Genomic DNA, 21,906 nt, shown 5'->3' on the forward strand with positions numbered 1-21,906 from the left:
TTTTTTTGCACAAAAAATGAAAAATTAAGAAATGAGAGCAAATGCTCAAAAATCTCTATGAAAATAAAAAAACATCTATCTGATTATCAGATAGATGTTTTTGTTAATTATCAGGAGTCATAATCATCGGCAGAATCATTGGATGGCGTTCTGTTTGATCAAACAGAAAAGGTTGCAACGCAGCGACCATTGCATTTTTCAATTTTGTTTCTGTACATCCAGGTTCATTTAAGACTTCACGTAAGGCATGGAATAAAATTCGTTGGCCTTCATTAATCATTTCGCCTGATTCTCTCATGTAAACAAATCCACGAGATAAAATGTCTGGACCAGCTAAAATTTCTTTTTTCTCAATATCTACTGTGGCAACAGCTAGTACTAACCCTTCTTCAGAGAGGATTCGACGATCACGTAGAACGACATTACCGATATCACCAATGCCACTTCCATCAACATAAACATCGCTAGCATTAAAGTGTCCGGCACGACGAGCGCTGTCCGCTGTTAAGGCAAGCATGTCGCCATTTTCCATAATAAAGCAATTTTCTTCTGGAACACCAGTGTCTTGAGCCAATCCTGTGTGGATTTTCAACATACGAAATTCACCATGAATGGGAACAAAGTATTTTGGTTTCATTAAACGCAACATTAATTTCTGTTCTTGTTGACTACCATGTCCAGAAGTATGGATATTATTTACTTTTCCGTGAATAACTTCAGCACCAGCTTCAGAAAGCAAATTGATTAGATGGTTGACGCTCGTTGTGTTTCCAGGTATTGGTGAACTTGAGAAAATTACAGTATCATCTGGTTGGATCTGTATTTGCCGATGCGTACCATTTGCGATACGTGAAAGGGCGGCCATCGGTTCACCTTGAGAACCAGTACATAAAATCATCAATTCGTTAGCTGGTAGATGATTGATTTCATGAGCATCTACAAAAGTACCATCAGGCACAGAAATATAGCCTAATTTTTGTCCATTGACAATGGCATTCTCCATACTGCGTCCAAACACTGCAATTTTGCGTCCAGTAGCAACAGCAGCTGAAGCAGCTTGCTGTAGACGAGAAATATTTGAAGCGAAGGTAGCGAAGATAATTCGTCCTTCAATTTTTTCCATAATCCGTAAGATTGATTGACCGATTGTTTGTTCCGATTTAGTGAAAGTAGGAACTTCTGCGTTGGTACTATCAGAAAGCAAACACAACACGCCCTCTTCACCAAGTTTGGCCATTCGATGCAAGTTAGCTGGTTGACCAACTGGAGTGAAGTCAAATTTGAAGTCACCTGTTTCCACAATGTTTCCAGAAGGTGTTTTAACTACTACGCCTAACGGATCAGGAATACTATGGGTAGTGCGGAAAAAACTTACCGATGTTTTTCGGAAACGAATCACTGAATCCTCATCGATTTCGTGTAATTCTGCATCTCGTAATAACCCGTGCTCATCTAGCTTGTTTTTAATCAATGCCAGCGCTAAGGCACCTGCATAAATTGGAATGTTGGCTTGTTTTAGAAGATAAGGAACACCGCCAATATGATCTTCGTGACCATGAGTAATGACAAGTGCTTTTACTTTATTGATGTTCTGGACCACATAACTAAAATCGGGAATGACATAATCAATTCCTAATAAATCATCTTCTGGAAATTTTATTCCAGCATCAATGATAATAATTTCATCTTGGAATTGGACCCCATACATATTTTTTCCGATTTCGCCCAATCCACCAATGGCAAAGACACCAGTTTCATTGTTTTTTAGCGAAAGTTTCATGCTAAAACTCCATTAACTTAAAGTCGGCATTTTCTTTTTCGTATTCTAAATGATTGCCTTCTAAAAGTTGGATGTATTCCACGTTATATGGGGTGTTTTCACGTAATAAGTTGTGAACCATTTCTTCGTTTTCAGCTTCCACGTACAATGATTGTGTTTGTTCACGTTTTGGGTTGCGCTCTTTGGTTTCTTGATAATAAACTTTGTAAATCATGAATCTATCTCCTTTATTTGCTTAATAGCAATTTTTTCCACGACAAAATGAGGGGCGGCTGCCTCCTATTTTTTTATGCTCAACGTTTTAGTAGGGACTAAAGCGTTGAGAAGAAGCCTCGTCTTTGCTTCCTGCTTGAAAAAACAATTTCACCGTTCTTACAACAATTACTTGTAGTTTATCACAGAATAAATAAGAAGTATAGAAACTAGGAAGTGAAATGAGTATTCCTTAGAAAATTTCAGAAAGTTTAAAAAGCAAATATAAAAAAACAAATTACTGAGCAGACAGAGGTCTTTTATTTATGCTATATTGGAGTCATTACGGTATAGAAAGAGGCGAGAAAAATGAAGTTGATGTTGCGGTATACCTTACGCTACAAAAAGCTATTATTATTTGATTTCATCAGTGTTTTCGGATTTATCTTAATTGAGTTAGGGTTACCGACGATTCTAGCGATGATGATTGACAAGGGGATTGGAAATAACGATTTTACTTATGTACAGAAGATGGGGCTCATAATGATTGCGATTACAGTTGTCGGCATCATCATGAGTATTTCATTACGCTACTTTAGTTCTCAGATTACCTCGAGAATGGTAGCAGCCATTCGTGATGATCTTTTTGAGAAGGTCCAAACTTTTTCCCATTCAGAATATGAACAAATTGGTGTACCATCGTTAATTACAAGAGCAACCAACGATGCCTATCAAATCATGTTGTTTATGCAAAATATTTTGACTACAGGGTTTATGACTCCGATGATGTTCGGTATGAGTTTGTACTTGATTATGCGTACGAGTCCTGGCTTAGGCGTTTATGTATTGTTATCATTGCCTATTCTATTATTAGCGGTTATTTTGATTGCAAAATACTCAGAGCCATTATCAACGAAGCAACAAAAGAACTTAGATAATATTAATGGCATTCTTCGGGAAAATCTTTCGGGTCTACGGGTAATTCGTGCTTTTGTTAACGAAAAATTTGAGGAAATGCGGTTTCGCTTAGTCAATGATGCGTATACAAATAGTTCAAAAAGTTTATTTCATTTGATGGCAGTAGCTCAGCCAGGTTTTTTCTTTCTATTTAATATTGTCATGGTACTGATCATTTGGAATGGAACCGTACAAATTAGCCAAGGTTCTTTAGCTGTTGGGACGCTAATTGCGTTTATTGAATATATTTTTCATGCGTTATTTTCATTTATGCTTTTTGCGACAGTCTTCATGATGTATCCTCGAGCTAATGTTTCTGCACAACGGATACAAGAAATTTTTGATATGGATCCGTTGATTAAGGATAATCCAGAAAAAATGGTAGAACCGTTGGAAAAAAGTTCATTAGAGTTTAAAGATGTGACATTTGCTTACCCAGGTCACTCAGAAAGTCCTGTGATTCGTAATGTTAGTTTTACAGCAAAACCGGGGGAAACAGTTGCATTTATTGGTAGTACTGGATCTGGAAAGTCGACACTGATCCAATTGATTCCGCGTTTTTATGATGTGACAGAAGGACAAGTATTGGTCGATGGTCAAGATGTCCGGAATTATAGTTTGAAAGACTTGAGAGAAAAAATCGGCTACATTCCACAAAAAGCACAATTATTTACGGGAACGATTGCAGACAACTTGCGCTACGGGAAAAAAGACGCAACGCAAGAGGAAATGGAAGAGGCCGCAGAGATTGCTCAAGCCGCTGATTTTATCGCACAAAAACCAAACGGCTATCAGGAAGAGTTAGCAGAAGGTGGTAGTAATTTCTCAGGTGGACAGAAGCAACGATTAGCGATTGCCCGTGCAGTAATTCGCCGTCCAGAAATTTATATTTTTGATGACAGTTTTTCTGCATTGGATTATCAAACGGATGCGAAACTTCGAGCACGTTTAAAAAAAGAAACTACAGAATCAGCGGTGCTGATTGTTGCACAACGTGTTGGAACAATCATGCATGCGGATAAAATTGTCGTGTTAAATGAGGGAGATGTTGTCGGGATTGGCACACACCGGGAATTGTTGGAAAACTGTCCAATCTATTACGATATTGCTGCCTCACAGTTATCGAAGGAGGAATTGGCATGAGAAAATATACTTCTTCTTTAAAACGTTTGATGCATTATATTAATCCATATAAAAAAACGTTTATTTTAGTTTTAGTGTTGGCTATAGGGACTTTACTTTTAGGAACATGGATGCCCTATTTGACTGGTTTACCAACTACAGAGGTAAGTAAAAATATTGCACAAGGAGAATCAATTAATTTTGATTACGTCTTTAAGTGGCTTGTCGTAATTGTTATTGTGGGTATCGCCTATTGTGGGACTCAATTGGGAACGGGATGGTTAATGGCGAATGTTGTTCAATCGGCTATGCGTGATCTCCGTGAAGATATCGAAGCAAAAATTAATCGTCTGCCAGTTTCTTATTTTGATCGCAACCAACAGGGAAATATTTTGTCGCGTGTGACGAATGATGTAGATGCTGTAAGTAATGCGATGCAACAAGCGATTATTAAATCAATCAACGCGGTTTTAGGAATCTTATTGGCTGTTGCAATGATGTTTTATATCAATCCTATGATGGCCGTTATATCTATGATTATGATTCCTTTGTCACTTATTATCTCGAGAAAAATCGTTCAAGTTTCACAAAAAGATTTCCAAGGAATGCAAAATTCTTTAGGTGAGCTAAATGGTTTTGTACAGGAAAACATGACAGGTTTTAGTGTCTTGAAACTCTATGGGCGTGAACAAGAAACTCTAGCAGGCTTCAGCGAGGTTAATCATAAGCTGCGGCGGTTTGGGTTTCGGGCAGCGTTTGTTTCCAGTTTAATGCAGCCTTTGGTTCAATTGACAGCGTATGCGACATATATTGCAATGGCGATTTTAGGTAGCTGGAACGTCATTCATGGAGTGATTTTAGTAGGGCAGCTACAAGCATTTATTCAGTATATTTGGCAAGTCAGCCAGCCAATGGGAGAAATTACTCAATTATCTTCTATGATTCAAAGTGCTTCAGCTTCAGCTAAACGCGTTTTTGAGATTTTAGATGAACCAGAGGAAGAATTAAATGATTATGATCTGCCATTACCAGAACCAGTACAAGGGAATGTTGTTTTCGACCACGTGCGATTTAGCTACGATCCAAAGAAACCGTTAATTGAGGATCTAAGTTTTGAAGTGAAAGCAGGTGAAACGGTAGCAATTGTGGGACCGACTGGTGCTGGAAAAACGACATTAATTAATTTATTGATGCGCTTTTATGATATCAATAGTGGAAAGATTTTGATTGATGGTGTGAATACCCAAGAGATGAATCGCTCGGATGTTCGCTCGCTGTTCGGCATGGTCTTACAAGATGCATGGTTATATGAAGGGACAATTGGGGATAATATTCGCTTTGGCCGCTTAGAGGCGACAGATTATGAAGTTGTTGATGCCGCGAAAACAGCTAACGTCGATCACTTTATTCGAACAATGCCAGGCGGTTATGAAATGGAAATTAATTCTGAAGGAAATAATGTTTCACTTGGTCAAAAGCAGTTGTTGACAATTGCACGAGCGATTATTTCTGATCCTAAAATTTTAATTTTAGATGAAGCAACTAGTTCAGTAGATACGCGTTTGGAAGGGTTGATTCAAAAGGCGATGGATCGGGTAATGGAAGGCCGTACGAGCTTTGTCATTGCTCATAGATTGTCCACTATTCGCGACGCTGATCATATCTTAGTGATGCGTGATGGACAAATTATTGAACACGGTACACACAACGAATTATTGGCTCAAGGCGGTTTTTATGAGCAACTTTACAATAGTCAGTTTATGGAAGAAGCAGAATAATTTTTTAAGGACAGCAATCTACAGTGCTGTCCTTTTTTAGAAATATTTCTATCAATTATGACTTGACAGTTAAGGAAGTGATAATGAATAAATGCTATACTTATCTAGAAAAGAAGGTTATCAAAGCTTAGAAAAAAGTTCAATCGAGTGGAGGAAATCGAATGTCAAATTTTATTGCTCAGAGCGCAGATGTTTATGGCGATGTGATATTAGACGAGGGTTCAACGATATGGTTTCAAAGTGTTTTACGCGGAGATAGCAACAAAATATCAATCGGTAAAATGAGTAATGTGCAAGATGGTACTATTGTTCATGTTGATCATGATGCGCCAACGGTTATTGAAGATTACGTAACGATTGGGCATGCTTGCATTATTCACGGCTGTACAATACGCTCGGGGGCGTTAGTCGGGATGGGCGCAACTGTTTTGAATTATGCTGAAATTGGAGAAAATAGTCTGATCGGAGCGGGTTCGTTAGTAACGGAAGGAACTATTATTCCTAAAAATTCTCTAGCTTTTGGATCGCCAGCACGTGTCATTCGTCAATTGACTTCTGAAGAAATCAAAAAGAACCGAGCCAATGCTGAACATTATTATGAATTAGGTCAAACGTATTTAAAGAATGAAATTCATCCAGTTCGAACAAAGGAAGCCTATCATGAGGGAGACTAGTTTTTTGTTGTTGCAAGCGCAACTAAGAGCCTTGTTTCCTGATGATGGATTGAATCAATTAGCCATTTATGAGGATCAAGAAGAGCATTTTCTAATCTTTTCTAATCGTGGTCTTCACGTACTAGAAGAGGATGAATTAACAAAGGCCCCACGGAATGTTTACTATACAATGGATAGTTTGAAACCATTCTCGATCAGACAACAGGCAGGAGTCTTTGAATTGATCGTGACAACAATGGGGGAAAAAAATTTTGTAATAGCTTTTCCAGATCAAGGTGAGGCACATCATGCATTGCAAACACTTATTGAGCTTTTGGACCAATAAGACGCTTTAGTGTAATTTTTTCTTGATTCCTATTATAATCTTACTTAAAGGAAGTGATAAAAATGGATGGAAGTAAATTTGATCAAGAGCCAGTAAATGAAGAAGAATTATTAGCTCAAGGGTACCGCAAATATCATGGTGAAGGCATTGACATTTATTACAATAAAGATATTTGCGCGCATATAGGAAATTGTGTACGAGGCAATCCAGACATTTTTGAGGTAGGGCGTAGACCATGGATTATTCCTGATAATGGCAGTGTTGAAAATGCCAGCTATGTTGTGGATACCTGTCCAAGCGGAGCCTTAAAATATGTCATTAAAAAGTAAGTAAATTAGAGTAAGGGGAATTACGATGGAAATTAAAGAAGAAAAAGAACGCTTTGTTTTATTGAATGATGCGAATGAAGAAGCTGGCGAAATGACTTGGTCAAATGCTGGGTCAGAAATTATGATTATTGATCATACATTTGTAGATCCGACATATCGTGGTCAGGGATTAGCAGAAAAACTAGTTGCTGCAGGTGTAGAGAAGGCTCGAAATGAAGGGAAAAAGATTATTCCACTATGCCCGTTTGCTAAAAAAGAATTTGAGGAAAAATCAGAATATGCAGATGTTTTAAGAAAATAAGTTTAGGACTTCTCTAGTCAAACGACTTCAATTGTGCTAAAGTAAAAATGAGGTAGTTTGGAATAAGGAGGGTCATCTTTTGTATAATTTTATTTTGGGCGTTATCTTGGTTTTGTCAGTGATCATTGTTATAACGATTATGATGCAACCTAGCAAACAAAATAGTGCTGCAAGTGCTTTTACTGGTGGCGCGGATCAATTATTCGGAAAGCAAAAAGCTCGCGGCTTCGAAGCCGTGATGCAACGATCGACCGCCGTTTTAGGTGCGATCTGGATGATATTGCTCTTCGTATTAATGTTTTTATCAAGCAAATAAAACCGGCCTCTCGATTGAGAGGTCTTTTTTATTTTGTATTTGCAATAAATCAAGTACACTTTAAGATAGAACAAAGACGAGCGCTTCATTGAATGTATTCCAATGAAAATTATATATAGTGATAATGACTGAGAAGTTATCACTGCATACGAAGGATTTCAATATGGTAAGTAGTTCAATTGAGTGATAAACAAGGAGTGAAGAAAATGATTCAAGTACCCGAGTCGCTGTTTCTGCCTCACGGAAAACGAGCGGTTCTACTTTTACATGCTTATTCTGGCAGTCCCAATGATGTGCGGATGTTGACACGCTATTTAGAGAAGTTGAATTATACAATTTATGCTCCGCTATATACCGGTCATGGAACATCAGATCCACTTGATATTCTGCAAGTAGCATCTAGTCGTTGGTGGCAAGATAGCCAACAGAGTGTGGAGTTTTTAAGATCTAGGGGATATCAGGAAATTGCTGTATTTGGTCTTTCAATGGGTGGGATTTTTGCGACTCGGTTGTTGGGCACGATGCCAGAAAAGTTTATCGGTGGCGGTTTCTTTTGTTCGCCTATCTCACCAGTAAAAACAAACGTAACAGAAAACTTTTTAATCTATGCTCAACAAGTGTTAAAAAGAAACGGTGTAGAGCCTAGAAAAGATGTAATTGAAAATTACCGTCCCTTAGTGGAACAACAATTAGAGACAATCGAAGAACAGGCTCGCAATGCGAATAGTCATCTAGCAAACATTACTCATCCTTTTTTTATGGCTCAGTCCGGACAGGATGAAATGATTGAGGCTGATGGTGTTTTTCGAACCGCAGAACAGCTAAAGCAGACCACATTTACCTTGAAATGGTATCCAAATAGTGGTCATGTGATCACTGTAGGGCCTGAGAGAAGACAATTTGAACAAGACGTGGCTGATTTTTTGGCAGGTCTTGGCTGGAGTGAAGATAATGGAGAGACAAACAATTAAAAGTGAGATACTAGCTGGATTGAAAGCAGCTAATAAAAAAAGCCTTTCTATGGAAGAGTTGGCAGAAGTTCTAGACATGCGTAAAAGTGTCGATTATAAATTATTGGTTAAAACGATTGCACAAATGGAGCGAGAAAAAACAGTAGAATTTAATAAAAAGGGTCGGATCAAGCTACCTTTTCAACCAATTGAGGTAGAAGGCATTTTCCGCCGTAATGAAAGAGGATTTGGATTTGTAACAATTGATCCTGAAGAACCAGATGTTTTCATTCCGAAAGACGCGACGAACTTCGCGATGGATGGTGACATCGTCATGATTGATATTCAAAAGACAGCGGACCTTTTTTCCGATCGCGGAGCAGAAGGACAAGTTGTTTCTATTAAAGAAAGAAAGATTCAACAAATTGTTGGGGAGTTTACTGCTTTTGATGTAGACGAAATCGCAGAATCAGATTTGTATGGATACGTAACACCAAAAGATAAAAAAAGTGCACAATTTAAAGTTTTTATTGCAGCAGAAGGAATTCAACCTGTAGATGGAAGTATCGTTATCGTTGAAATTACCCATTATCCAGAAAAGGGGTACGCTACTAGTTTAGAAGGCTTGATTACTAAGGTTATCGGACACAAAAATGATCCTGGGATGGATATACTATCAATTGTTATTGCTCAAGGTATTCCTACTCAATTTCCAGAGGAAGTACAGACTGCATCTGAACAAATACCTGATAAAATCATGGATTCAGATCTAGTTGGTCGCCGTGATTTACGTGACCAACAAATTGTTACGATTGATGGTGCAGATGCTAAGGATTTAGATGATGCAGTGACTGTACGAAAATTAGATAATGGAAATTATTTTTTAGGTGTTCATATCGCCGATGTTTCATACTATGTAACTGAAAATAGTATTTTGGATAAGGAAGCCTTTGAACGTGGAACGAGTGTCTATTTGACTGATCGTGTCATTCCAATGATCCCTCAACGATTATCTAATGGAATTTGTTCTTTAAATCCACAAGTACCTCGCTTAACAATGAGCTGTGAAATGGAGATTGATTCTACTGGAAAAATCTTAAGTCATGAAATTTTTCAAAGTGTCATTCAAACAAGCGAACGAATGACTTATTCGGCAGTCAATGCTATTTTGGAGGAAGAAGATTCCGAATCAATTGAGAGATATCATGATTTAGTACCAATGTTTCGTTTGATGAAAGAACTTCATCAAATTTTGGAAGCACATCGAAACCATCGTGGAGCAATTAACTTTGAGGACCGAGAAGCAAAAATTTTAGTAGATTCTGAAGGTCATCCAATAGATATTGAATTGCGTGAACGAGGTGTTGGTGAACGATTAATTGAATCCTTCATGTTAGCGGCAAACGAAACCGTGGCAGAACATTTTAATCGTCAAAAACTACCATTCATTTATCGAATTCACGAGCAGCCTAAAGAAGAAAAGATGCAGCGATTCTTCGATTTTGCGGCTGCGTTAGGTATCTTAGTAAAAGGTACAAAGAACACAATTACGCCAAAAGATTTGCAGAAAGTGATAGAAGAGGTAGAAACGAAACCAGAAGCAGCAGTGATTAATACAATGCTATTACGCAGCATGCAGCAAGCTCGTTATTCTGAAGACAATTACGGTCATTATGGATTAGCAGCTGAATACTATACGCATTTTACGTCACCGATTCGACGTTACCCTGATTTGATTGTTCATCGTTTGATTCGGACCTACAGCCAAGATCAAAGTGATGAAACGAAAGAGAAATGGGCAGAGGCATTGCCTGAAATTGCGGACCATAGTTCAAAAATGGAACGTCGTTCTGTGGAAGCAGAACGTGAAGTCGATAGTATGAAGAAGGCAGAATATATGGCTGATAAAATTGGTGAGGAGTTTGACGGTATTATCAGTTCAGTAACAAAGTTTGGTATTTTTATAGAATTACCAAATACAGTAGAAGGAATGATCCATGTAAATGAGTTGAAACAAGATTATTTTCACTTCGTTGAAAATCAATTAGCATTAGTGGGAGAAAGGACACGCCAAACCTTTAAGATTGGTCAAAAAGTCCGGATCAAAGTAGTTAAATCAGATCCTGAGACACGAGAAATTGATTTTGAGCTGCTAGAAGCGGAAGAAATTCCTTCGTTGGAGGTTCCTAAAGGGGGAAGTCGTCAAAGACGTCAGTCGACAGGTGGAAGAAAAAACAACAAGAAGTCCGATAAATATTATGGGAAAAATGTTGACCGAACAAAAAACGGTAAAGATAAGAAAAAGAAAAAGGGTAAGAAGCCTTTTTATAAATCAGTAGCTAAGAAGAAAAAGTCTGGAAGAAAGAAGGGGTAGTATGCCAAAAGGCGAAGGCAAGCTAGTGGCACAAAATAAAAAAGCTCGTCATGATTATACGATCATCGATACGATTGAAGCAGGAATTGTTTTGCAGGGAACAGAAATCAAATCAATCCGAAATAGCCGAATCAACTTAAAGGATGGTTTTGCTCGGATTAGAAATGGCGAGGCTTTCTTATACAATGTGCATATCAGCCCTTATGAGCAAGGAAATATTTTTAATCATGACCCTGTTCGAACACGTAAATTGTTGATGCACAAAAAACAAATCGCTCGTTTGGCGGGTGAAGTAAAAAATACTGGAATTACATTAGTTCCCTTAAAAGTCTATTTAAAGGATGGCTATGCAAAAGTACTAATTGGCGTTGCTAAAGGGAAACATCAGTACGATAAAAGAGAAAGTTTGAAGCGTAAAGATGTTGATCGTCAAATTAGTCGTACGTTAAAAAATTATTCTCGATAGCAAAATATTCTTTTTCGCATATTTGGTGAGAATTACTTTACTTCACATTAGATTTTGATACGATTGGTTACAATCTATACTAGCTATATTGCGGTCAAAAACAGCTATTTAAGGCGTATAGACAGAGATAAAATAACGACGAAGAAAATATCTTTGAGTTATTCGAAAATTTTTAGGAAAATTCTTTGAAATTTTCTTTCTCTGGTGGTAACATACGATAGTATTTTGAGGAGCAGCGCTAAGCAGGCACGAGCTGACGCGAGTCGCTGGGAAGAGAGGTGAACTGAATTGGATGAAAAATCTTGGGTTTTCCATATTGGTCCCATATGGTTCGATGGTACGGTGACGACAATGATAATTGTGACATGTGTGATTGTCTTCTTCCTTGTTTTTGCGTTTACACGCAACCTGTCATTGAAGCCCAAAGGAAAGCAAAACGCAATTGAGTGGGTCATTGATTTTACAACGAATATTGTTGGCGACAACATGCCTCGTAAAGAAGTCAGAAATTTTAGTTTGTTCTCATTTACGTTGTTCTTATTTATTTTTGTAGCGAACCAAATCGGATTGGTCACAAAAATCGTCACAGGTGACGACGTGACTTATTGGAAAAGTCCCACTGCAAACCCGTTTGTAACAATGGGATTAGCCTTACTGGTGTTGGTATTAGCCAATTACTTAGGCACAGAAAAACTAGGCTTAGGTGGATACATTAAAAATTCTTTCTTTACACCCGCAGGATTATTTCCTATTAAGTTGATGGAAGAATTTACCAACGTAATAACGTTGGGCCTTCGTCTTTACGGTAACATTTTTGCTGGTGAGGTATTGCTTTCTCTTATCGCAAGCATGGTTACAAGTACAGGATGGTGGACATTGCCATTTGCAATCCCACTTGAGATGATTTGGATCGCATTCTCATTATTTATCGGAAGTATCCAAGCATTTGTTTTCACAACTCTATCTATGGTTTATATCAGTCATAAAATCGAGGTAGAATAATAAAAAATTAACACACTTTTAGGAGGAAATTTATTATGAACTTTATCGGTGCAGGAATCGCAATCATGGGAGCCGCAATTGGGGCTGGTTATGGTAATGGACAAGTAATCTCAAAAGCAATTGAATCAATGGCACGTCAACCAGAAATGTCAGGACAAATTCGTTCAACAATGTTTATCGGTGTTGGTTTGATCGAAGCTGTGCCAATTCTAGGGGTAGTTTTAGGTATGTTGATGGTTTTCCAAGGCTAATAATTGATGTTTTTTGTTACGGCTCATCTCAGAGATGAGCAAAAGAACCGTTTAACGGTTCTTTTAATGAGAAAGAACAGAAAGGAAGACCGAGTATGCTGAATCTAGTTATTGCTGAGGCTGTCAATACAACACTCGGTAATTTAATCGCCGTTACGGGTGCATTCGTAATCCTAATGGCATTATTGAAAAAATTCGCGTGGGGAGCCGTCCAAGACATTCTTAAAAAGCGTGAAGATAAGATCGCCAATGATCTAGATTCTGCCGAACAATCTCGGATCAAAGCTGCTGAGTTGGAAAAAGAACGTGAAGCTCAGTTGGCAAGTTCCCGTAGTGATGCGGCAGATATCATCAAAAATGCGAAAGAAAGTGGCGAATTAAGCCGCCAAAATATCATCAAAGATACTAAGGAAGAAGTTACTCGTCTAAAAGATCGCGCACAAGCGGAAATCAAAGATGAACGTGAAAACGCGTTGACTTCTGTTAAAGATGATGTGGCAACACTTTCTCTACAAATCGCAGAAAAAATCTTGAGCAAAGAGCTTTCACAAGATGCCCATCAAGATTTAATTAATGACTATATGGATAAGTTAGGTAATACGAAACATGAAGCTTGATAAGTATACTGTTGGTAAACGCTATGGAAAAGCTTTGTTTGAATTGGCGATCGAAAATGAAGCCGCCGATGCCGTTTATCAAGAGTTATTGACGATTCGGGAAATCTGCAAAGAAATCCCAGATTTAGGAAATATATTGACGGATGTTCGTTTAGAAGGTGCTGAGAAAAGAGCGATCATGAATGCTTTTACTAGTAATTTCGACGGAATTGTCAAGAATTTCTTATTAGTTGTTTTTGAGTACAATCGTAGTGATGATCTTCCATTTATGATAGAGGAATTTGAACGTCGCTATGATGAAATGAATAAAATCGCACATGGAACAGTCACTACGGCTGTGCCGCTCTCTGAAGAAAAGAAACATGAACTTGAAGCAAAAGTCGCTGATGTTTTTGGCTACCAGAAGGCCACGTTAACCCCGATAGTTGATGAATCAATTCTCGGTGGTGTCATTGTTGAAGCCGATCATCAAGTGATCGACGGCAGCCTCGCCAGCCAATTAAATGGTCTACGAGCAGCACTTAGTAAAAAGTAGAGAAGAAGAGGTGAAATGAATGGCCATCAAAGCAGAAGAAATCAGTGCTTTAATCAAAGAACAGATTCAAAATTATGATAATAAGCTGTCTGTTGAAGAAATCGGAACAGTCACTTACGTTGGGGATGGAATCGCCCGTGCCCACGGGTTAGAAAATGCAATGAGTGGAGAGCTTCTAGAGTTTTCTAATGGCTCTTACGGAATGGCACAAAACTTAGAAAGCAATGATGTCGGTATCATCGTTCTAGGTGAATTTGAGTCCATTCGTGAAGGAGATAAAGTAAAACGTACCGGTAAAATCATGGAAGTGCCTGTTGGTGATAACATGATTGGACGGGTAGTAAATCCATTAGGTCAGCCAATTGATGGTATGGGCCCAATCGAAACAAGTAAAACACGTCCTGTAGAAGCAATGGCTCCTGGCGTTATGCAACGTAAATCAGTTTCAGAACCAATGCAAACGGGGTTAAAAGCCATTGATGCGCTCGTTCCAATTGGTCGTGGTCAACGGGAATTAGTCATTGGAGACCGTAAAACAGGGAAAACTTCAATCGCGATTGATACGATTATTAACCAAAAAGGTCAAGATATGATTTGTATCTACGTCGCTATTGGTCAAAAAGAATCTACGGTACGCTCACAAGTGGAGACACTTCGTAAGTTCGGTGCTATGGATTACACTATCGTCGTAACGGCTGGTGCGTCACAACCTGCACCGCTATTATTTATTGCGCCTTATGCTGGAACAGCGATGGGTGAAGAGTTCATGTATAACGGCAAGCATGTACTTGTTGTATTTGATGATTTATCAAAACAGGCAGTTGCTTATCGTGAACTTTCATTGTTATTACGTCGTCCGCCAGGTCGTGAAGCTTATCCAGGGGATGTTTTTTACCTACACTCACGTTTGCTAGAACGTGCTGCGAAACTTTCAGATGAGTTAGGCGGAGGATCACTTACTGCCTTACCATTTGTTGAAACACAGGCTGGAGATATTTCTGCTTATATTCCAACAAACGTAATTTCAATCACTGATGGACAAATTTTCTTAGAAAATGATTTGTTCTATGCTGGTATTCGGCCAGCTGTTGATGCTGGTTTGTCTGTGTCACGTGTAGGTGGTTCAGCACAAATTAAAGCAATGAAAAAAGTTGCTGGTACGCTTCGTTTGGACTTAGCCAGTTATCGTGAATTAGAAGCCTTCACACAATTTGGTTCAGATTTAGATGCTGCTACGCAAGCGAAATTAAATCGTGGACGCCGAACTGTTGAAGTTCTAAAACAAAAATTACATGATCCGCTTCCAGTTGAAAAACAAGTGGTCATATTATATGCCTTGACTCATGGCGTACTTGATAGTATTCCAGTCAATAGTATTTTAGATTTTGAGGCACAATTATTTGAATATCTTGAAACAAATCATTCAGATTTATTTGCGACAATTCGTGATACGAAAGATTTGCCAGATGCGGATAAGCTAGATGGGGCGATCCAAGAATTCAAAGATATTTTTGATGCTTCCGCAGCGAACCAAGAAAAAGCATAATCGAGGTGAGAATAAAACATGGCATCCTTAAATGAAATCAAAACACGGATTGCATCGACGAAGAAAACGAGTCAAATCACCAACGCTATGCAAATGGTATCAGCATCTAAATTAACGAAATCAGAGGCTTACTCAGCAAAATTTCAGCTTTACGCGTCAAAAGTACGTGAAGTGTTAACTCACTTAACAGCAAGTGAATTAACGGAGTTAGCTAATTCTGGTCGTGAATTAGGCGGCATCAATTATCACAGTATGTTGTTGAACCGTCCAGTCAAGAAAACTGGTTATATCGTGATTACTTCAGACGGTGGATTAGTCGGTGGTTATAACAGCTCGATTTTAAAACAAACCATGACGATGCTAGAAGATGATCATGATTCTGCTGATGAATATGTTTTGTTAGCCATCGGTGGAACCGGTGCGGACTTTTTCAAAGCTCGCGGTGTAAAATTAGCCTACGAATTACGCAATTTATCGGACCAACCGAGCTTTGATGAAGTACGAAAAATCGTTTCGATGACGACTAGTATGTATGAAAATCAAGTCTTCGACGAATTATATGTATGCTATAACCATCATGTCAATTCGTTATCTAGTCAGTTCCGAGTGGAAAAAATGCTGCCGATTTCTGACTTAGATCCAAGCGAAGCACAAACATATCGGGAAGAGTATCTATTCGAACCTTCAAAAGAAGCCATTCTTGATCAATTACTTCCACAATATGCTGAAAGTCTGATCTACGGTGCAATCGTTGATGCCAAAACGGCAGAGCATGCGGCCGGAATGACAGCAATGAAGACAGCGACTGATAATGCCAGCGCGATCATTGGCGATTTAACGATTTCATACAACCGAGCTCGTCAAGCGGCGATTACTCAAGAGATTACTGAAATTGTCGGCGGGGCTTCCGCATTAGAATAATTTCGAGATTGGAGGAAAAAACATGAGTTCAGGCAAGATTGTTCAAGTTATTGGTCCCGTTGTCGACGTGGAATTTTCTTTAGATCAATCCTTACCAGACATCAACAATGCGTTGATTGTTTATAAAAAAGATAAAACAAAAGTTGTTCTTGAAGCTGCTTTGGAACTTGGTGATGGTGTTATTCGCACAATCGCCATGGAATCAACGGATGGATTACAACGTGGAATGGAAGTTGTCGATACTGGCAAGCCTATTTCTGTTCCAGTAGGGAAAGAAACTCTAGGTCGTGTATTTAATGTATTAGGTGAAACAATCGACAAAGAAGCTCCTTTTCCAGAAGATGCAGAAAAAAGTGGTATTCACAAGAAAGCACCAACTTTTGAAGAACTTAGCACTAGTAATGAAATTTTAGAAACAGGGATTAAAGTCATTGATCTGTTAGCCCCTTACTTAAAGGGTGGTAAAGTCGGATTATTTGGTGGTGCCGGAGTTGGTAAAACTGTCTTGATCCAAGAATTGATTCATAATATTGCGCAAGAACACGGTGGTATTTCTGTATTTACCGGTGTTGGTGAACGTACTCGTGAAGGAAACGACCTTTATTATGAAATGAAAGATTCTGGTGTTATTGAGAAAACTGCTATGGTGTTCGGTCAAATGAACGAGCCGCCAGGTGCACGTATGCGTGTTGCTTTAACTGGTTTAACCTTAGCCGAATACTTCCGTGATGAAGAAGGACAAGATGTGTTGCTATTTATCGACAACATTTTCCGTTTCACTCAAGCCGGATCAGAAGTTTCTGCCTTACTTGGCCGTATGCCGTCAGCAGTTGGTTACCAACCGACTTTAGCAACTGAAATGGGACAACTGCAAGAACGTATTACGTCAACGAAAAAAGGTTCAATCACCTCGATTCAAGCCATCTACGTACCTGCGGATGACTATACTGACCCTGCGCCAGCAACAGCCTTTGCCCATTTAGATGCAACGACCAACTTGGAACGGAAATTAACCGAACAAGGGATCTATCCCGCAGTTGATCCATTAGCGTCCTCTTCTAGTGCTTTAGCGCCTGAAATTGTAGGTGAAGAACATTACCGTGTTGCTACAGAAGTTCAACGTGTTTTACAACGTTATCGTGAATTACAAGATATCATTGCAATTTTAGGGATGGATGAATTATCTGATCAAGAAAAAGTAATTGTATCTCGTGCTCGTAGAATTCAATTTTTCTTGTCACAAAACTTTAATGTGGCAGAACAATTTACTGGTTTACCAGGTTCTTATGTACCTGTTGAGAAAACTGTTGAAGGGTTTAAAGAAATCCTTGAAGGGAAATATGATGATCTTCCTGAAGAAGCATTCCGCAGTGTAGGTCCGATCGAAGACGTAGTAGAAAAAGCGAAAACTTTAGGCTACTAGAAAGAGGTGCCCGATGGAACAAGAAAAAAACAAAGTTCTGCAAGTGAACGTTGTTACTCCAGATGGTAATGTCTATGATCACAATGCAACGATTGTAGTCGCGAAGACCGTGGCTGGTGAAATAGGTATTTTGCCCAATCACGCACCAATCATAGCCCCTCTTGCAATTGATGAGGTCCGTGTTCGCCGAACAGATTCGGATACCCATGTTGACTGGATTGCGGTTAATGGTGGAATCATGGAGGTTCGAGACAATGTGTTGACGATCATCGCTGATACGGCAGAACGTGAACGCGATATCGATGTTTCTCGTGCGGAAAGAGCAAAACAACGTGCGGAAGCGCGAATTCAAGAAGCGCGTGAAAAACAAGACACTGACCAATTGAGTCGTGCTGAAGTTGCCTTGCATCGTGCTATGAATCGTATTAAAGTTTCAAAACACCGTTAAGTTTACTAGATTGAAAGGATTGTGCCAAATTATCTTGGTGCAATCTTTTTTTTAAATCAATTTTAAAATTTGGGCTCTTTGTCAATGAGTGTTGGTGAAGAAATTCAATAGAATAATCAAGTCATTCACACGGCTAGGCAGCTCTTTTGTCTAGCCGTGTTGTCGTTCTGGTCTTGTTCATTTGGGTGGTTTTCTTGAAATACTTTCCGCGATACAAAAAGATTCGTTCTCGGTAGTTTTGGAAGTTTCTAAAGCCATAGGCCATTCGTTTTAGTACTTTGATATGGTTGTTCAAACATTCCAGTGGCCCGTTGGAATAGGGAACCCGCAACGCGCGTTTGATTTCTGTTTGGTACTTTTTGAAGGTCGTAATCACTGGTTGGTAGTGTTCTGGTAACTCTTTGTAATTTTCCTTTAAAAGCTTCGTGAAATCTGGAACATCTCGTCTTCTGATAGCGGACAGAAAGTGTTGGTAGACTTCGTAGCCTTGCTTTAGGGTGTCATCGTAAGACAACAGGCGATCGACGATTTCTGCTTCCGTTAGATGTGCCCGAAAAGAAGGTCGCCAGTAGCGGTGTCTCCCCTTCAATTCCCACGCATTCTTCTGAAGCAGTTTCCAGTATTTCTTTAAATGTTTTGATCGACTGTCGCCTTTTCTAAAGGACTTCATTATCTGAATTCGGTGGTTGGTAAAGGCTCGGCCAATGTGTTGACTGATATGAAAGCGATCGGCGACGATTCGGGCATTCGGAAAACAATCTTTCACCAATGTACGATAGGGTGTATAGAAATCTGAAACCACTAGACGTACTTGTTCCCGTACCTTTCTGGGATAACGCAAGAAATAGTCGCGTAAAGGATCGAGTTGACGATTTTCCACAATGTCGATCAGTTGATGGGTTTTGCCATCCATCATGACAAAGCTCATAGCACCCGAGACATTTTTCACTGATTTGAATTCATCAAAACACAACACTTCTGGCAGTGGCTGGTTCAAAGAAATGGTTTTAGGCCGAAGGCTGCGAAGGATCCGAATAACCGTTGTTGGAGAAACGTGTTTCATGCGTGCAATCAAGGACATAGAAAGAGGCTCACTTAATAGTTCGAGAACGGCTTGTTTGACTCTGCGGGCAATGGAGCAGTGACGATCACTAACCGAATCTTCGGCTAAAAAAGTTTTTCCACAGTGTTTACACTTAAAGCGTTGTTTATTTATCCGCAGAATCGTCTTGTAATTACTGACGTCATTTAATAGGATAGAGACTTTCTTCCAGCCCCATTTAATGATTGTTTGATCATTTTCATAGCGGCAATGAAAGCATTCCTCTGGTCGATAGGTTAATGTGCCATCAAAAACAAAACAGGTCTCGTCCTTGATTCGCTCTTTGCGAAAGGCATTCTCATGAAAGGTAAGATTTAGGTCTAGAATATCTAGTAACTCTTTGGTAAACTCTGAATAGGACATCTTGAAAAACTCCTTTGAATGGTTTTCGTCGACTTTATTCTAAAGGATTTCAAGGTGTCTGTTTGCGTTTATTAGAAAAAAAGAAAAAGTGTTGGCAACAGAAGGTGTCACCAACACTAGATATTATAGAGCCAAAATTTGGAAACAAAAGGGCTCTTTGTCAAATAGGACTGATAGAGTGAGATAAGAACATCTAAGGTAGAATTCCTTTTCTACTTTAGATGTTTTTTGATTCATAGGTAATCAGATTATTTAGTAAGAAAATTCTGGTCTTCATTTTCCGAAAGCTTCGAAAGCCATAAGCGACTCGTTTCAATGCTTTGATGTGGGTATGCAGATTTTCTATTTTGGCATTTGAATAAGGCAATTCGAGGGCTAAACGAATGCCGGATTCATAGGTTATAAAAGCTTTTTTTATAGAATGCAGTTCTTTTGGAACGGAATTGGGCATCGTTCTTACAAGTTTAAAGAAAGTGTCCGCCTCTTTGTCGTGAAACGCTTGAAGAATTTCTTGATAGTAAAAATAGGCGATTCGTAATTCGTCAGAGATCGAAAGCAGACGATCCACCACTTCACTTTCGGTGAGATACGCCCAACCAAAATTGCGCCATTTGGTCCATTTGTCATAAACAAGCTTGTCCTGTCGTTTGATCAGAAGTCGAGACAACGCCTTTAATTGTCGATAATGTTTGGCTTGTGTTGGATCGTTTCGATCCAAGCTTTTCATGATTCGTACGCGTATATCCTCAAATTTGCGAATGAGATGTTTGACAATGTGAAAACGATCCACAACGAGTTTTGCCTTTGGAAAACATTCCTTTATCAGAGAGGCATAAGAAGCATTCATGTCCGTCACGATGACCTTTACCTTCAATCGTGCGCGTCGTTCAAATTGCATAAAATAAGAAACGAGGGCTTTTTTCTTCCGTGAAGGAAGAATATCCAGTAATTTTCCAGTATCGCCATCCATACAAGAAAAGGAATAGGGACCGACTTGATTTTTCAGTGAACGAAATTCATCCATTAATAAACAACGCGGTAACCAATTTCTTTTTACTTTTGTCATGGGGATCAGAGAAGCGAGTGTCCGAGAAACGGTCGACCAAGAAACGCCGCAATGCTTAGCAATTGTCGTCATTGCTTGTTTTTCCGTTAGCTCTTCTAAAATTTTATAGCGCACTTGTTTAGCGATAAAGCAGTTTCTATCGACAATGTAGGTATTCGCCGTAAAATAGGTGTGGCAGCCACGACAGTGGTAGCGTTGTTTCGCTAAAGCAAGATAAGTCAGTTGGTTCGCACATTTATTAAGTTGAATGAGCGATTTTTTCTTTCCGTTCTTAACGATCATGCCTTCATGATTCATCTGTTTACACAAAGGACAGCGACGAATTTCTTTACTTAACGTCGCAGAAACAACAAGAGTCTTGATATTCTTAATGCTCTTCGATTCCACATTTGTGATGAAAATGTTTTTATCTTTGATTCCAAGTAGTAGTTTGATATGATGAAGATCAGGCATACAGAACGCTCCTTTGATTGTGTTGTGGTGATTCAATTCTAACGGAGCTTCTGTATGTTTTGTTTTTTCATGCTCAAAAAGGACCGATAGAATGATTTTCTATCAGTCCTAGAAATTATAGAGCCAACAAAAGATGAATACTCCCTCTTCTTAAAAGTTATAACTGCCAAAATAATAAGAAGAATTTTGAGTATTTTGACGAAAAGAGGAGGATAAAAATTTTTAAAGAACTTTTTGAGAAAGAAAACAAATATTAAGTTTTTTAAAAGTTTCTCTACAGTACTTTGGGTGAGCAAAGTATTCTTCTTTATCTGAAACTGTGATATAATCCAACTGTTGATTTTTTTTGAAAGGATATGAATTATGCAAGTATATGGAATTGATGCAATCGTTAGAATCGTCTCGCATTTTTCCTTCATCTATTTAGCTTTTTGGGCTTTGAGGTCATTACGCATAGAAAATCTTTTTAAAGCATTTAAGGAGACGCAGGTACGTCTTGTGATCTTGATGTTAGCAATTGCTTTAGGGTTTGCTTGCAGTACATTCTTCTTAGAAATCATTCTTTTATGTAAAAATATATTTTTGACATTTAACTAAGGTACATATACGAAGCAA

23 protein-coding genes are annotated in these 21,906 nt (G+C 38.8%); 19 read left to right on the top strand and 4 right to left on the bottom strand.

What is annotated here, in order from left to right:
* Window positions 1-103 precede the first annotated feature (103 nt).
* Window positions 104-1,780, bottom strand: a complete 1,677-nt coding sequence (rnjA, locus tag IGI50_RS03240) for a ribonuclease J1 (protein WP_218256743.1) — start codon at window positions 1,778-1,780, stop codon at window positions 104-106.
* Window position 1,781: 1 nt separating this feature from the next.
* Window positions 1,782-1,994, bottom strand: coding sequence for a DNA-directed RNA polymerase subunit epsilon (locus tag IGI50_RS03245; RefSeq protein WP_010746765.1), 213 nt, complete (start codon window positions 1,992-1,994; stop codon window positions 1,782-1,784).
* A 347-nt stretch (window positions 1,995-2,341) separates the two neighbouring features.
* On the opposite strand from IGI50_RS03245, the gene IGI50_RS03250 reads away from it, so the two are divergent.
* The 18 genes from IGI50_RS03250 (at window position 2,342) to IGI50_RS03335 (ending at window position 18,307) form a co-directional block, all read left to right on the top strand.
* The gene (locus IGI50_RS03250; protein WP_438776154.1) at window positions 2,342-4,072 is read left to right on the top strand and encodes an ABC transporter ATP-binding protein; all 1,731 of its coding nucleotides are present in this window, start codon (window positions 2,342-2,344) and stop codon (window positions 4,070-4,072) included.
* Complete coding sequence (locus IGI50_RS03255) at window positions 4,069-5,829, top strand: ABC transporter ATP-binding protein (RefSeq protein WP_438776155.1); 1,761 nt, start codon at window positions 4,069-4,071, stop codon at window positions 5,827-5,829. The genes IGI50_RS03250 and IGI50_RS03255 overlap by 4 nt, the downstream gene beginning before the upstream one ends.
* 161 nt (window positions 5,830-5,990) lie before the next feature.
* The gene (locus tag IGI50_RS03260) at window positions 5,991-6,503 is read left to right on the top strand and encodes a gamma carbonic anhydrase family protein (protein WP_438776156.1); all 513 of its coding nucleotides are present in this window, start codon (window positions 5,991-5,993) and stop codon (window positions 6,501-6,503) included.
* The gene (locus IGI50_RS03265) at window positions 6,490-6,828 is read left to right on the top strand and encodes a hypothetical protein (protein ID WP_438776157.1); all 339 of its coding nucleotides are present in this window, start codon (window positions 6,490-6,492) and stop codon (window positions 6,826-6,828) included. Before IGI50_RS03260 ends, IGI50_RS03265 begins: the two co-directional genes overlap by 14 nt.
* A gap of 62 nt (window positions 6,829-6,890) precedes the next feature.
* Window positions 6,891-7,157 carry a (4Fe-4S)-binding protein gene (locus IGI50_RS03270; protein WP_218256747.1) on the top strand — a complete coding sequence of 89 codons (267 nt, stop codon included), beginning with the start codon at window positions 6,891-6,893 and terminating at the stop codon, window positions 7,155-7,157.
* A 25-nt stretch (window positions 7,158-7,182) separates the two neighbouring features.
* A complete protein-coding gene (locus IGI50_RS03275; protein ID WP_010746759.1) occupies window positions 7,183-7,458 on the top strand; it encodes a GNAT family N-acetyltransferase in 276 nt (91 codons plus the stop codon).
* A gap of 79 nt (window positions 7,459-7,537) precedes the next feature.
* The gene (secG, locus tag IGI50_RS03280; protein ID WP_010746758.1) at window positions 7,538-7,774 is read left to right on the top strand and encodes a preprotein translocase subunit SecG; all 237 of its coding nucleotides are present in this window, start codon (window positions 7,538-7,540) and stop codon (window positions 7,772-7,774) included.
* 206 nt (window positions 7,775-7,980) lie between these two features.
* Window positions 7,981-8,745: an alpha/beta hydrolase gene (locus IGI50_RS03285; RefSeq protein WP_438776158.1), complete on the top strand. Its 765-nt coding sequence runs from the start codon at window positions 7,981-7,983 to the stop codon at window positions 8,743-8,745.
* A complete protein-coding gene (rnr, locus tag IGI50_RS03290) occupies window positions 8,726-11,098 on the top strand; it encodes a ribonuclease R (RefSeq protein WP_438776159.1) in 2,373 nt (790 codons plus the stop codon). Before IGI50_RS03285 ends, rnr begins: the two co-directional genes overlap by 20 nt.
* Before the next feature lies 1 nt (window position 11,099).
* A complete protein-coding gene (gene smpB / locus IGI50_RS03295; RefSeq protein ID WP_010746755.1) occupies window positions 11,100-11,564 on the top strand; it encodes an SsrA-binding protein SmpB in 465 nt (154 codons plus the stop codon).
* Window positions 11,565-11,852: 288 nt separating this feature from the next.
* Entirely contained in the window at window positions 11,853-12,566 is a 714-nt protein-coding gene (gene atpB, locus IGI50_RS03300; protein WP_218256750.1) for a F0F1 ATP synthase subunit A, read from the top strand.
* 35 nt (window positions 12,567-12,601) lie between these two features.
* The gene (gene atpE, locus IGI50_RS03305; RefSeq protein WP_010746753.1) at window positions 12,602-12,817 is read left to right on the top strand and encodes an ATP synthase F0 subunit C; all 216 of its coding nucleotides are present in this window, start codon (window positions 12,602-12,604) and stop codon (window positions 12,815-12,817) included.
* 95 nt (window positions 12,818-12,912) lie between these two features.
* Entirely contained in the window at window positions 12,913-13,434 is a 522-nt protein-coding gene (gene atpF, locus IGI50_RS03310) for a F0F1 ATP synthase subunit B (protein ID WP_010746752.1), read from the top strand.
* Complete coding sequence (atpH, locus tag IGI50_RS03315) at window positions 13,424-13,969, top strand: ATP synthase F1 subunit delta (RefSeq protein WP_438776160.1); 546 nt, start codon at window positions 13,424-13,426, stop codon at window positions 13,967-13,969. Before atpF ends, atpH begins: the two co-directional genes overlap by 11 nt.
* A gap of 19 nt (window positions 13,970-13,988) precedes the next feature.
* Window positions 13,989-15,515 (top strand): F0F1 ATP synthase subunit alpha, encoded by a 1,527-nt coding sequence (atpA, locus tag IGI50_RS03320; RefSeq protein ID WP_218256751.1) that lies wholly within the window; start codon window positions 13,989-13,991, stop codon window positions 15,513-15,515.
* A gap of 18 nt (window positions 15,516-15,533) precedes the next feature.
* Window positions 15,534-16,436 carry a F0F1 ATP synthase subunit gamma gene (locus IGI50_RS03325; RefSeq protein WP_010746749.1) on the top strand — a complete coding sequence of 301 codons (903 nt, stop codon included), beginning with the start codon at window positions 15,534-15,536 and terminating at the stop codon, window positions 16,434-16,436.
* Window positions 16,437-16,458: 22 nt separating this feature from the next.
* Complete coding sequence (gene atpD, locus IGI50_RS03330; protein WP_010746748.1) at window positions 16,459-17,859, top strand: F0F1 ATP synthase subunit beta; 1,401 nt, start codon at window positions 16,459-16,461, stop codon at window positions 17,857-17,859.
* Window positions 17,860-17,872: 13 nt separating this feature from the next.
* On the top strand, window positions 17,873-18,307 hold the full coding sequence (locus IGI50_RS03335; RefSeq protein WP_010746747.1) for a F0F1 ATP synthase subunit epsilon: 435 nt from the start codon (window positions 17,873-17,875) through the stop codon (window positions 18,305-18,307).
* 133 nt (window positions 18,308-18,440) lie between these two features.
* Here the strand turns inward: IGI50_RS03335 and IGI50_RS03340 are convergent, their stop codons facing one another.
* On the bottom strand, window positions 18,441-19,772 hold the full coding sequence (locus IGI50_RS03340) for an ISL3 family transposase (protein ID WP_438776161.1): 1,332 nt from the start codon (window positions 19,770-19,772) through the stop codon (window positions 18,441-18,443).
* 217 nt (window positions 19,773-19,989) lie between these two features.
* Entirely contained in the window at window positions 19,990-21,291 is a 1,302-nt protein-coding gene (locus tag IGI50_RS03345) for an ISL3 family transposase (protein WP_438776162.1), read from the bottom strand.
* A gap of 363 nt (window positions 21,292-21,654) precedes the next feature.
* Here IGI50_RS03345 and IGI50_RS03350 point away from each other — a divergent pair, with 363 nt between their 5' ends.
* Entirely contained in the window at window positions 21,655-21,888 is a 234-nt protein-coding gene (locus IGI50_RS03350; protein ID WP_010746746.1) for a DUF1146 family protein, read from the top strand.
* Window positions 21,889-21,906 lie beyond the last annotated feature (18 nt).

The organism is Enterococcus sp. DIV0170 (assembly GCF_051710765.1).
Lineage (GTDB): Bacteria > Bacillota > Bacilli > Lactobacillales > Enterococcaceae > Enterococcus_A > Enterococcus_A raffinosus.

Bases quoted from the DNA above. Each gene is read 5' to 3' on its own strand.
- rnjA (WP_218256743.1), bottom strand. From the start codon at position 1,780: ATGAAACTTTCGCTAAAAAACAATGAAACTGGTGTCTTTGCCATTGGT.
- IGI50_RS03245 (WP_010746765.1), bottom strand. From the start codon at position 1,994: ATGATTTACAAAGTTTATTATCAAGAAACCAAAGAGCGCAACCCAAAA.
- IGI50_RS03250 (WP_438776154.1), top strand. From the start codon at position 2,342: ATGAAGTTGATGTTGCGGTATACCTTACGCTACAAAAAGCTATTATTA.
- IGI50_RS03255 (WP_438776155.1), top strand. From the start codon at position 4,069: ATGAGAAAATATACTTCTTCTTTAAAACGTTTGATGCATTATATTAAT.
- IGI50_RS03260 (WP_438776156.1), top strand. From the start codon at position 5,991: ATGTCAAATTTTATTGCTCAGAGCGCAGATGTTTATGGCGATGTGATA.
- IGI50_RS03265 (WP_438776157.1), top strand. From the start codon at position 6,490: ATGAGGGAGACTAGTTTTTTGTTGTTGCAAGCGCAACTAAGAGCCTTG.
- IGI50_RS03270 (WP_218256747.1), top strand. From the start codon at position 6,891: ATGGATGGAAGTAAATTTGATCAAGAGCCAGTAAATGAAGAAGAATTA.
- IGI50_RS03275 (WP_010746759.1), top strand. From the start codon at position 7,183: ATGGAAATTAAAGAAGAAAAAGAACGCTTTGTTTTATTGAATGATGCG.
- IGI50_RS03285 (WP_438776158.1), top strand. From the start codon at position 7,981: ATGATTCAAGTACCCGAGTCGCTGTTTCTGCCTCACGGAAAACGAGCG.
- rnr (WP_438776159.1), top strand. From the start codon at position 8,726: ATGGAGAGACAAACAATTAAAAGTGAGATACTAGCTGGATTGAAAGCA.
- smpB (WP_010746755.1), top strand. From the start codon at position 11,100: ATGCCAAAAGGCGAAGGCAAGCTAGTGGCACAAAATAAAAAAGCTCGT.
- atpE (WP_010746753.1), top strand. From the start codon at position 12,602: ATGAACTTTATCGGTGCAGGAATCGCAATCATGGGAGCCGCAATTGGG.
- atpF (WP_010746752.1), top strand. From the start codon at position 12,913: ATGCTGAATCTAGTTATTGCTGAGGCTGTCAATACAACACTCGGTAAT.
- atpH (WP_438776160.1), top strand. From the start codon at position 13,424: ATGAAGCTTGATAAGTATACTGTTGGTAAACGCTATGGAAAAGCTTTG.
- atpA (WP_218256751.1), top strand. From the start codon at position 13,989: ATGGCCATCAAAGCAGAAGAAATCAGTGCTTTAATCAAAGAACAGATT.
- IGI50_RS03325 (WP_010746749.1), top strand. From the start codon at position 15,534: ATGGCATCCTTAAATGAAATCAAAACACGGATTGCATCGACGAAGAAA.
- atpD (WP_010746748.1), top strand. From the start codon at position 16,459: ATGAGTTCAGGCAAGATTGTTCAAGTTATTGGTCCCGTTGTCGACGTG.
- IGI50_RS03335 (WP_010746747.1), top strand. From the start codon at position 17,873: ATGGAACAAGAAAAAAACAAAGTTCTGCAAGTGAACGTTGTTACTCCA.
- IGI50_RS03340 (WP_438776161.1), bottom strand. From the start codon at position 19,772: ATGTCCTATTCAGAGTTTACCAAAGAGTTACTAGATATTCTAGACCTA.
- IGI50_RS03345 (WP_438776162.1), bottom strand. From the start codon at position 21,291: ATGCCTGATCTTCATCATATCAAACTACTACTTGGAATCAAAGATAAA.
- IGI50_RS03350 (WP_010746746.1), top strand. From the start codon at position 21,655: ATGCAAGTATATGGAATTGATGCAATCGTTAGAATCGTCTCGCATTTT.